The sequence below is a fragment of the Natribaculum luteum genome (genome assembly GCF_023008545.1).
Lineage (GTDB): Archaea > Halobacteriota > Halobacteria > Halobacteriales > Natrialbaceae > Natribaculum > Natribaculum luteum.
On sequence record NZ_CP095397.1, the window covers coordinates 3307807 to 3319337 of the forward strand.

10 protein-coding genes are annotated in these 11531 nt (G+C 63.9%); 7 read left to right on the forward strand and 3 right to left on the reverse strand.

What is annotated here, in order from left to right:
* Positions 1-329 precede the first annotated feature (329 nt).
* Complete coding sequence (locus tag MU558_RS17050) at positions 330-1424, reverse strand: rhodanese-like domain-containing protein (protein ID WP_246969652.1); 1095 nt, start codon at positions 1422-1424, stop codon at positions 330-332.
* 212 nt (positions 1425-1636) lie between these two features.
* Between MU558_RS17050 and MU558_RS17055 the strand changes: the two genes are divergently transcribed.
* The 5 genes from MU558_RS17055 to MU558_RS17075 all read left to right on the forward strand — a co-directional run bounded on the left by MU558_RS17055 (position 1637) and on the right by MU558_RS17075 (position 7252).
* Positions 1637-2815, forward strand: coding sequence for an MBL fold metallo-hydrolase (locus MU558_RS17055; RefSeq protein ID WP_246969666.1), 1179 nt, complete (start codon positions 1637-1639; stop codon positions 2813-2815).
* A 134-nt stretch (positions 2816-2949) separates the two neighbouring features.
* A complete protein-coding gene (locus tag MU558_RS17060; protein ID WP_246969669.1) occupies positions 2950-3099 on the forward strand; it encodes a DUF7512 family protein in 150 nt (49 codons plus the stop codon).
* Between the two features lie 3 nt (positions 3100-3102).
* Positions 3103-4143: a sulfite exporter TauE/SafE family protein gene (locus MU558_RS17065; protein ID WP_246969672.1), complete on the forward strand. Its 1041-nt coding sequence runs from the start codon at positions 3103-3105 to the stop codon at positions 4141-4143.
* A 699-nt stretch (positions 4144-4842) separates the two neighbouring features.
* The gene (locus MU558_RS17070) at positions 4843-6246 is read left to right on the forward strand and encodes a cytochrome ubiquinol oxidase subunit I (RefSeq protein WP_246975026.1); all 1404 of its coding nucleotides are present in this window, start codon (positions 4843-4845) and stop codon (positions 6244-6246) included.
* On the forward strand, positions 6236-7252 hold the full coding sequence (locus tag MU558_RS17075) for a cytochrome d ubiquinol oxidase subunit II (protein WP_246969675.1): 1017 nt from the start codon (positions 6236-6238) through the stop codon (positions 7250-7252). Before MU558_RS17070 ends, MU558_RS17075 begins: the two co-directional genes overlap by 11 nt.
* Before the next feature lie 138 nt (positions 7253-7390).
* On the opposite strand, the gene MU558_RS17080 is transcribed toward MU558_RS17075, so the two are convergent.
* A complete protein-coding gene (locus tag MU558_RS17080; protein ID WP_246975029.1) occupies positions 7391-8308 on the reverse strand; it encodes a glycosyltransferase in 918 nt (305 codons plus the stop codon).
* Positions 8309-8608: 300 nt separating this feature from the next.
* Here MU558_RS17080 and MU558_RS17085 point away from each other — a divergent pair, with 300 nt between their 5' ends.
* Both MU558_RS17085 and MU558_RS17090 read left to right on the forward strand, forming a co-directional pair.
* Positions 8609-8803, forward strand: coding sequence for a hypothetical protein (locus MU558_RS17085; RefSeq protein ID WP_246969679.1), 195 nt, complete (start codon positions 8609-8611; stop codon positions 8801-8803).
* 67 nt (positions 8804-8870) lie between these two features.
* Entirely contained in the window at positions 8871-9608 is a 738-nt protein-coding gene (locus MU558_RS17090; protein ID WP_246969682.1) for an Lrp/AsnC family transcriptional regulator, read from the forward strand.
* A gap of 40 nt (positions 9609-9648) precedes the next feature.
* On the opposite strand, the gene MU558_RS17095 is transcribed toward MU558_RS17090, so the two are convergent.
* Positions 9649-11274 (reverse strand): alkaline phosphatase family protein, encoded by a 1626-nt coding sequence (locus MU558_RS17095; RefSeq protein WP_246969685.1) that lies wholly within the window; start codon positions 11272-11274, stop codon positions 9649-9651.
* Between the last annotated feature and the right edge of the window lie 257 nt (positions 11275-11531).

Here is an 11531-nt window from a genome sequence, read left to right on the forward strand (position 1 = left end):
ACATCACTCGGAAGATCGTGGAGTTGCTGAAATTATTTCCTGGTGCTTTCCTCGAATCGCGTCGCTCTTGCTCGCCGTTGGCGTCATAACGCCGGTTGTAAGGCGTTTCCGGCGCAATCGTGAACTGTCTCGCGGTTGCTTCATACGGTCTGCTGTACCGATTTTCCGCAGCGACCGCCCGACGGGACGCGGTCGCTGCGGGACGGACGGACGCGGTCCGTATCAGTAAACGTACAAGCGGCAGTATCGAACCAGTCACGTCGGTTTATCAGCCGTTTCGACTACTCAGAAAAACTGACTGCTCGAGAAACGAGTGGCCGACGGCCGTTCTACTGTCCGTCCGGGTCGGTTTCGACGGGAGCGTCGACCAGATTCCCCCACTCGATCCACGACCCGTCGTAGTTCGCGACGTGGCGATGATCGAGCAGTTCCGAGAGGACGAACCAGACGAGCGCGGATCGTTCGCCGACGTGACAGTAGACGATCGTCTCCATGTCGGGCGTGACGCCACGTTCCCGGAACAACTGCTCGAGATCGGACTGATCTCTGAACTGCCCGTCGTCGTCGATGACTTCGGACCACTGGAGGTGGACGGTCCCCGGGATGTGTCCCGCAGTGCGCGCTTCCGGCAGTTCGCCGGGCGGACTCGCTCGCTCTCCGCGGAACTCGGCTGACGATCGAACGTCGACGATGGCGACGTCTCGGGCGAGTGCGGCCTCGATGTCCGTCCGGTAGGCGCGAATTCGGTCGTCGGCCGGTTGGGCGACGTACTCTCGAGGGGTGACGGACGGCTCGTCCGTCGTCATCGGGTATCCGGTCTCTTCCCAGCCGTGTTTGCCGCCGTCGAGTAGACGAACGTCCGTGTGTCGATAGTACTTGAACAGCCAGTAGAGATACGCCGCGTACTGGTTTTCTTCGACGCTGTAGATGACGACCGTGCTGTCTTCCGTGATGCCGCGCTCGCCGAGGTAGCGCTCGAACGTCTCCCTGTCGGCCAGCCCACAGCCGTCGACGTCGACGAGGTCCGCCATGATGTCGACCTGGACGGCGCTGGGGACGTGTCCCCGGTCGTACTCGTCGTCGGCCTCGACGAGACAGAGGTCGGGGTCGTCGCGTTCGAACTCCTCGAGTCGATCGCGCACCCATTCGGCCGTCACGAGTGTCTGCTGGTCGCCGGTCTCGTCGTCGGTGTCCGTTCCCAGTCGGTAGCAGGTCTGGCGACCGTCGTGGAGCGCGGGCGACGACTCGAGTAACCCGGCTTCCTCGAGCTGGTCCAGCCCGTACCGTGCCGTCCGCGACGAGAGCAACGTCTCCTGGGTCAGGCCCTTGAGCGTCATCGGTCCGGAACGATCCAGCGTCTTGTAAATGAACTTCGAGCTGGGTGGTAGGTCTTCGAGAGCCTCCTCGACGTCGTCCCCCTCCATGTTTGTACGTGTAGTTGCCGTCCACGATATACATCTCTTTCCCTCCCGTCTGGCCCTGCTCGGGAGGCGATCGTGTACGCACTCGAGAAAGACCCAATAATTGCACGAACTAACGGCTAATAGCCGCCACAGATTTTATCTCATGCTTTTATAATGCAACATTAATGGGTGCTCGAACCCTTAATATCCCGTAGTTTGTAGCGAGTACTACGATGGTCGAGACGATCACCACCGGTGAACTGCGAAACAAGTTGGACCGCGACGACGATTTCACGCTCTTCGACACTCGCGATGAAGAGAGCTACAACGACTGGCGAATCAACGAAGCGGTCAACGTCGAGTACTCCGGTTCCGACGACGAACTGGTCGGCGACTTCGACCAGTATCGAGAGGAACTCGACGAGGACGACGAGATCGTAACGATCTGTGCGACCGGCCGTTCTGCAGGCATGTTCGCCGAGTACCTCGAGGATGAGGGATTCGAGAACGTCGAGACGGTCGACGGCGGGATGGAATCCTGGAGTCTCGCCTACGACGTGGTCCCGATCGCGACGAAAAACGACGACGTCGTCATTCTGCAGCTCCAGCGGCGTGCCAAAGGTTGTCTCGGCTACCTCATTGGTTCGAAACGCGCCGGCAAGGCCGCCCTCGTCGACGTCACCCGTGCGACCGACGTCTTCCTCGACGCGGCGTCCGAGTACGGCCTCGACGTCGTCCGCGTCCTCGACACGCACATCCACGCCGACCACATCTCTCGTGGGCGTGAACTCGCCGACGACCTCGGCGTCCCGTACCACCTCGGCCAGCCCGCCGAGACCCGCGACCCCGACGTCGAGTTCGACGGTCTCGAGCCCAACGAGACGGTCTCGGTCGGCCCGATCGACATCAAGGCCGTCCACACGCCGGGCCACACCACCGGCATGACCAGCTACCTCGTCGACGACGAGGCGCTCCTGACCGGCGACACGCTCTTCGTCGAATCGATCGGTCGGACGGAGCTCCAGTTCGCCGGTGAGGACGCCAAATCCGGCGCACGCGTCCAGTACGAGACGCTCCACCACAAGATCCTGACGATGCCCGACGACGTGAAGGTCCTCCCCGGACACTTCTCGCTCACCGACGACGGCGAGTACATCGACGTCACGCCCGGCCTGCCCATGTTCGGAACTGTCGGCGACATCCGCACGGGCAACGAGATCCTCAACCTCGACGAGGAGGAGTTCGTCGAGCACATGTTCGACAACCTCCCGTCGAAGCCGCCGAACTACGAGACCGTCATCGCGACGAACCTCGGCGAGTACGAGCCCGAAGACGAAGACGAAGAGAGCGAACTCGAGCTCGGCCCGAACCGGTGTGCGGCGACCGAGGACAGCGTCGTCGCCGACGACTGACGAACGCGATCGACTTCCAAGCGACCTGTCGTTTACGACACGAAAATGATAATTACGCCACTACTAGACTCTGACAGCCACGCGACCACCTCGAGAGCCCTCTCCACGACGTCCACGTCGGACGGTGTTCGCCGATGATAGACGTCGCATCGCTCTCCCCCACGGCCCAGGCGGCGGTCCTCGTGGGTGCCGTCCTGCTCGAGGCGATCGTCCTCTACGTGGGGTACGGCGCGATCTCGAGTGCCGTGACGAAACCGCTGATCGACGCAATCCAGAACGCCTGACACATGGAAATACTTGGAATCGCACTAACCACGTTGGTCCTGTTCGTCGGCTTCGGCCTGATGGTCGGCGTGCTGTTTGGCTTCTTCGGGATGGGGGGATCGTTCCTCGTGACGCCCGCGTTGCTGGTCATGGGGTATCCCGCCAGCGTCGCGGTCGGGAGCGGGATGGCGTTCGTCTTCGGGACGGCCGTCATCGCGACGCTGAAACACCACGACCTCGGCCAGGTCGACTACAAACTCGGCGGCCTGATGATCGTCGGCACTACTGCCGGCATCGAGGTCGGCAAGGAGATGGTTCTCCACCTCGAGTCGATCGGGCTGGCGTCGGGCGTCATCGGCGTCACCTACGTGCTGTTGCTCGGTGGTGTCGGTGTCTTCGTCACCTACAACGCCCTCAAGAGTGACGGCAGCGACGACAGCGACGGTGGCCACCACGAGGCCGCCGACCAGGAGATCGACCCCGACGCGATCCCCGACATCGCAAAGAAAATCCAGTCGTACCACGTCCCGCCGATGATGACCATCCGCGGGGGCATCCAGGTCTCGCTGTGGATGGTGCTCGCAGTTGCGTTCGCGACCGGGCTGCTATCGGGCTTCCTCGGCGTCGGTGGCGGCTTCATCCGGATGCCCGCGATGTTCTACCTCATCGGGGTGCCGGTGCCGATCGCCGTCGGGACCGACCTGTTCGAGATCGTCTTCTCCGGCGGCCTGGGCTCGTTCCTCTACGCCCAGGGCGGCGGCGTCGACCTCTCGATCGTCGCGCCCCTGCTCGCTGGCAGCGCGCTGGGTGCCCGTGTCGGCTCGGCCGCGACCGGCATCGTCGACGAAGGCGAGATCAAGGTCTACTTCGGCCTGATGCTGCTCGGTGGCTCCGTCGCGGTCGCCTTCCGCCAGATCGGCGACTACATCGGGATGGACATCCTGAACACGGTCAGCTTCGCGCTGATCCTCCTGTCGGCGTTCCTCGTCAGCGGCGCCGTCATCTACTCGAGTGTCGTCGCCCTCCGCCAGGAGCCCGAAACGACCGCGGTCGCCGCAGACTAGACGAGCCGTTCTCGCCGGTTCGCTAACCGGCGTATTTCCGTCGACGGTGTGCAGGCGAGGCAGTGCTGGTAGTCGAACTACTATTTCTCACACGCTCTCATAACGATAGCTGTGAGTCTGTCCCGCTGCAACCGCGAACGTCTTGCGGTTGCGTCGGTAACCAGTCACAGCCATCAGTATCAGACCAGACGTGGAGCTCTCTGTCGTCGACCGTTCTCCAGTCCACGGCGACGGCACTCCGACCGACGCCTACACGAACGCCGTCGAAACTGTACGGCAGGTCGGACAGCTCGGTTTCGATCCGGCTCGGTTCTGGCGCGGAGTTACTCGCCGACGGCGACGGACAATCAACTCAATGATGAGAAATCATTCTAGAAATGGCTACGGTAACTATACGCGTTCTATACGCGCCGTGACAGGTACCGCCGAAGCCAGACATATTTATCGGTCTCGTCGGCTGGACCGGTGGCGTGCGCCTCGAAAAGGGCAACATTTATACCTTCCCGCGTTGTCCGATTGACTTAGCTGATCGTGGCTGCCGTCTCGTTTTCTCGCCGGGTCGATTAGCTCATCGTATCTCTTTGAGGATCAAACCAGAACCGTTAGTGGTGCGAGACGGCTAATATTCAGTGTATGAGTCATTACACGAGCCTCGGCACCGCGAGCCTCGAGTTACTCTCTGAGGTGGGGGGGTATGGCATGCTCGGTGCCGAACTCGCGAGCCGACTGCAATTCGGGTGGACGATCACGATACACATCCTCTTTGCGTCCCTGTCGGTCGGTCTCGCACCGTTTATCGTGTACCTGACCTGGAAGGACGTCCGCACGGGCGAGCAGCGGTACGCTCGCCTCCGTGACTTCTGGGTGAAGGTGTTCGCGATCGGCTTCGTCATGGGGACGGTAACTGGTATCCCGATGAGCTTCCAGTTCGGCACGAACTTTCCGATCTTCTCGGAGGTCGCCGGAGAGTTGATCGGTGGCCCGCTGGCGTTCGAGGCCAAGATGGCGTTCTTCCTCGAGGCGGTCTTCCTCGGCATCTTGCTGTTCGGCCGCGAGCGCGTCAGCGACCGCACGTACGTCCTCTCGTCGGTGCTGGTCGGCGTCGGTGCGTGGCTGTCGGCGTTCTGGATTCTCGTCGTGAACGCGTGGATGCAGACACCGCAGGGATTCGAACTCGTCGAACGAAACGGGATGACGATCGCCCAGCTCACGGACCCCGTCGCTGCGTTTCTGACCCCGCGGCTCCCGTGGATGTACGTCCACATGCAGAACGCCGCGATCATCTCGGTTACCCTGCTCGTCGGCGGTATCGCCGCGTACTTCGTCTGGACGAAACGCGACTCGGAGACGTGGGGGACGGCGCTCCGGATCGCCGTCGTGATGTTGCTGCTGACTGCGCCCCTGCAGGCCCTTCACGGTGACGCCTACGGCCGCCACGTCGAGGACACGCAGCCACAGAAGTTCGCGGCGATGGAGGCCCACTACGAGACCGGACAGGCCGACCTCCACCTCATCGCGATTCCGACCAGTCTCGACGCGTTGAACGATCCGCGCGCGGAGAACCTCTGGACGCTCAGCATTCCGGGTCTCGGCTCGTTCCTCGCCAGCGGCGGTGATTTCGACGCCGAAGTGCTCGGGTTGAACGAGTACGAGTCGTCGCCGCCGGTGGCGCTCGTCTTCTGGTCGTTCCGGTTCATGGTCGGCCTGGGCTTTTGGTTCATCGCCCTCGGTCTCTGGGGTGGTTACCTCACGTGGAAGGGCCGGTTGACCGAAAGCGATCGCTATCTGCAGGCGATGATGCTATCGACGCCGCTCGGGTTCATGGCGATGCTGACCGGCTGGTACGTCACCGAGATCGGCCGCCAACCGTGGGTGATCCAGGACGTGCTACGGACGAGCGAGGCCGTCTCGCAGACGCTGACGAGTACCGAGGCGACCCTCTCGCTTGCCGCGTTCGTCGTCGGCTACGTCGCCCTCTTCGGCGGCTTCCTCTACGTGTTCCGGCGGTTCATCCAGATGGAACTCGACCGCATCGGCGTCGACCCGGACGAACGCGAGTCCGACCAGCCGCCGATCACCGGGGTGTTCACCGATGACGACTAACCCACTGTTCATCCCCGTCGACACCTACCTCGTCGACTCGCTTCCCGAGGTGTGGTTCGGCGTCCTCATGTTCGCACTCGCGATGTACGTCGCTCTCGACGGGCTCGACTTCGGCATCGGGATGTTGCTCCCGACTCGAGAGAGCGAAGACGAGCGGGAGATCCTCCTCGAGGCGTTCGGACCGATCTGGGACGCCAACGAGGTGTGGCTCGTCGCCTTCGGGACGATCCTGCTCGCCGCGTTTCCGCCGGTGTACTCGGCGCTGCTCAGCCAGAACTACCTGCTCGTGATCGCGATCCTCTTCGTGCTGATCCTCCGTGGTATCGCGCCCGAACTTCGCGAACAGCAAGACGATCGGACCTGGAAGCGTCGGTGGGACCAGGCGTTCTTCGCCGGAAGTCTACTCACGCCGTTCCTGCTCGGCGTGCTCGTCGGCACCTGGGTCTTCGGGGCGGGCGCGCTGTCGCTACCGAGCCTGTTCGTCGGTCTCACGGTCGTCACGCTCTCGCTTTTCGCCGGCGCGGTCTTCCTGGCGCTCAAGACCACGGGATCGCTCAGAGACGAGATGGCCCGGTACGGTCGACTGGCGGCCGGTGGCTACCTCGTGGCCGTCGTCGCGGTGCTCGCCACCGCGTTCGCGACGAACCCCCACGGCGTCCGATCGACGATCCTCTCGGGACCCGTCGCAGCGATCGTCGTCACGTCGATCGTGCTCGTCGCCGCCGGCGTCGTGTTCTCGCTCCGGGGACGGGACCGGGCGTGGTTCCTCTCGACGACCACCGTCGCGTTCCTGCTCGTGGCCTTCGTCGGCTACCTCCTGTATCCGGTCGTGTACCCGACGACGGGACTGACGCTCCGCCAGGCGATCGTCTCGCCGCTCGCGCTCAACGTCACGACGGTGCTCGGACTCCCCGTACTCGTGGTCGTCCTGCTGTACTTCCGGTATCTCTACTCCGTCTTCGCCGGCCCGATCGAACAGGGCGACGGATACGGCACCGGTCACTAACGCGGTCCGTCAGGACCCGAGTGTGGACCCATTTTTCGCGACCCTGCCGTGAGCGTCATAACGATGGCTGTGAGTCTTTGCCGCCGCAACCGCGAACTATCTTGTGGTTGCGTCGGCAACCAGTTACAGCCACCATTATCAGACGACGCGCTCGTAGACGGCGAGCATCTCGTCTGCAGTTCGATCGATGCTCACCTCTCGTGCCGCTGCGCGGCCGTTCGACCGTTCGCCGCACTCGAGGACGTCCCGGAGGCCGGTGATCAACTCCTCGTCGCTCGAGGCGACGACGGAGGGCGAGACGCCGGCGAGCCGTTCGCGCACGTCGCCGACCTCGAGAGAGACGACAGGGAGGTTGCAGGCGAGGGCTTCTTTCACCGAGTTAGGCGACCCCTCGCTGTGGGAGGTGAGCAACAGCGCGTCGGCGGCGTTCATGTACGTCGGGACCTCGTCGTGGGCGACGCCGTAGACCGTCTGGAGCCGAACGGGACGCTCGAGAAGGTCGTCGACGACGTCGACGACGCGACGCGCCCGCGGGTGGTTCTTGAGTTCTCGTGCCGGCGAGTACGGAAACAGGACGTGGTACTCGTCGGGCGACCAGCCGACCGCCGCCCGCGCGTCGGCCTGTGGTTGCGGTTCGAACCGATCCAGATCGACCCCGTCGGGGATGACCTCGCAATCGCGTCCGAGCACGTCGCGCATCTCCTCGGACATGACGACCACCTCGTCACAGAACGGGGCACACGCGCGGCTGATCGGTTCGATCGTGCCGTGTAAGTCCGACCCCCACAGCGAGAGGACGACCGGGAGACGAATCTGTGCCAGCGCCATCGGCGCGGTCAGGCCGTAGTGGGCGTGGACGAGGTCGTATCCGTTGCGCGCTTCGTCGAAGACGTCCGGGAAGAATCGCAGATAGTCGACGACGCTCCGTGACGTGTCGGCAGCGACGTCGCCAGGGACCGGCAGCGTCGAGAACGACACGCCGTGTCGCTCGAGTGCAGCCATCTGCTGGTTCATAAACGGCGCGTCGGCGTTCGTCGTGAGGGTGAGGACGTCCATCCGGTGAGCAGAGTACGGCCGACTCGAGGCTTTGTTAACCGTCTCTTTCAGATTGGGACGGGCCACGAAGCGAACCCATCTCCGGTGGTCGGATACGCAGCCGATCGCAGGTCTCCCAGCGAGCGCGATCCGTCGGATCGCGTCCCCGAGCGGTCGCCGTCGCACTCGTCCAGTTCGCCGGGAAGTATGGTGTTCTTTCGGCGCCCTCGTTTGGGATTCGATAACGGATACTTATACCCTATTCCTCATTAGTCACGAAATGCTTATAATACTACTCGAGAATTGGTTTCTATCGAATCTATGGGTCTCACTGACTTTCTCTCGGACCTGCTCGCGGGGACGGACTCGCAAGCACCCGTCTCCAGTCTCTCGGCTGGCGACGGGTCGGCCGTGATCGTCTACGAGTGTCGCCACTGCGGAACGACGGTCGGTTCCGAGACTGCGTGCTGTCCGTCCTGCCAGTCGGAGAACATCGTCGAGTACGCGATCGAGTGACGCGATCCAGCTTCGAGCGTCGCGTCGAACGAAAGAAAACTTTTACTGCCCCGACGAACGCCCGGTCATGGACATCCGGCTCGACGAAGTGAACCGGCGCATCATCCACGCGCTGATGCAGGACGCCCGGGACACGTCTGCCCCGATGATCGCCGACGAGGTCGGCGTCTCGCCAGCGACGATTCGAAATCGGATCCGACAACTCGAGGACGCGAACGTCATCAGGGGCTACCACGCGAACGTCGACTTCGAGCGCGCGGACGGGAGGCTGACGAACCTGTACGTCTGCAACGCGCCCGTCGAGGACCGGGAACGACTCGCCCAGCAGGTCCGGGTCATCCCGGGTGTCGTCAACGTTCGGGAGTTGATGACCGGCCGGCGCAACCTCCACGTGCTCGCCGTCGGTGAGGACACCGGCGACCTCCGACACATCGCTCGAGAGATCGCCAAACTGGGAATCGACATCGAAGACGAAGACCTCGTCCAGTCGGAACACTTCCAGCCCTACCGGCCGTTCGGGCCGGACGACGACGAACCGACGGCGCTCTCGGAGTTCATCAGCCTCTCCGGCGGTGCCGAAGTCCTCGAGGTCACGGTCCCTGCGGACGCACCCATCGCCGGGCTGACGCTCGAGGAGGCCAGTAGACGAGAGGTCCTCGAGGACGAACTGCTGGTCGTCGCGATCGAACGCGACGACACGGTCATCACGCCACGCGGCGGGACCGAGATCCGTCCCGACGACCTCCTGACGATCCTCTCGCGTGGCGGCGTCACCGACGAGACGCTCGAAGCGTTCGAGGCCTGATCGCCCGCCGACGGGAACCCGGTCCCCGGTCGTACCGCTGTCAGAGGTAGCCGAGATCCTCGAGTCGCTCGGTCACCGCTCCGTCGTCGACCGTGGGCTCTGTCACACCAGTCCCGTACGCGATATCGCCGTAGTCGACTCGACGCGCCGGACCGGCGAGGAGTCCGTCGGGGACCGATCCCGTCATCCGGGACGGAACTGGCCGGTCGAGCAGCGCCATCGCGATCGGTGCGACGTCGGGAAGCGAGAGCCGGCCGACGTCGGCCGACGCTTCGAACCCAGGTCCGGCACCGACGAACACCCCGTCGAGTTTGTGGTCGTGCGCGTCGACGGGGACGAACCGCTGCCCGTAGAGTGCCGTCGAGACCGTGTGATCCATGCCGGCAGGGAGAAACAGGACGTCGGGCGCATCGTCGAGGAACGGTCCGTCGAACAGCCGCTCGCGACGACAGACGTAGTCGAACGCCGGTTCGCCGTCGGGCGTCTCGAGTCCGGAAAGAATCTCGACGAGTTCGTCGCGGACCGTCTCGTACTCTGACGGCGACACGACGCCGTCGGGTTCGCGACCCTCGAGATTGATGCGGACGCCCATGCGCGTCTCGTCGGGACAGTACGCACGGGAGCGCCGCCAGTCGACGGTCTCTCCTGCGGCGCGTTGCATCGACTCCGGGACGAGTCGAACGAGCGCGGACTCGAGGCCGAGTCGCTTCGCGGCCGCGTAGACGTCGCTCGGTTCGACGCCGAGTCCCGTCGCGACGCGCTGTCCGGCGAGCAGCGTTCGCTCGAGTGTCCCAGTCTCGTCGCGGTCCTCCTCGGTCGTTCCCAGCAGGGACTTCTTCTCGGACCCGAGCGACAGCCGGTCGCCCTCCGCCGTCGTCTCGACGAAGCCGTGTTCCGCCAGCACCTCGTTGACGTGGATCTGGTAGCCGTCGAGTCGGCCGATGCCGTGGTCGGAACAGACGACGACGTTCGTCGCCTCGTCGACCGACTGGAGGACGTCGCCGAGGAGTCGGTCGGCGGCCTCGTAGATCGCGCGGAACCGACGCTCGTCGTCGAAGTTGTGAAACACCGCGTCGGTCTTCTGTACCTGGAGGAGGGCGAACTCCCACTCGTGGTTCTCGAGTAACGCCACGGCGGCCCCGCGGCGTTGCTCGATCAACTCGAGGTAGCCCGCGAACTTCTCGTCGGGATCGTCGCTGATCTCGCCGCGTGAGTAGATCGTGTACGTCTCGCCGAGTTCGTCGGAGAGTTCGTCGCGGATTCCCTCGGGCTGTCCCGACTCGTCTTCGGCGGCCAGATAACCGGGGACGAGGACGCCGTCGATCGGCTCCGCTGGATGGGTCACCGGGACGTTCAGCACGACCGACGGCACGCCGTCGTCGGAGAGGTAGTTCCAGAGTGCGGGTCGGTGGACGTCGGCGCGCGAGACGAGGTGACCGTCGTCGGGATAGCCGTCGTAGTCGAAGAAGCCGTAGACGCCGTGGTGACTCGGGTCGGTTCCGGTGTACATCGACGGCCAGGCGCTCCCGGTCCAGGGCGGGTGCGTCGACTCAAGCGGAGCCTCGACGCCCCGCTCGCGAAGCGCGGTGAAGTTCGGCAGCGACGAGGAGAACCGCTCGAGGTACCGCCAGTCGAGCGCGTCGAATCCGAGGACGACGGTCTTCATCGGAACTCCTCCGACCGCGGTAGGCGGCTATTGTTGCGCGATAACGACCGCCATCCGAGAGTCCGATGACTCGTGGCGTACATCACGGCAGTGTGAGCACGGTATCGCTCTTTGTTATGCTGACAGAACAGCCGCGTCACGCGAGCGTTTTCGGTCGCAGCGAGCGGATTTGACGCCATCGACGGGGACCTGCCGTCAACTGTACGTATCGCGACAGTATTCGGCGAGTACACGTCGAACGCGTGCGACGGAGTCGA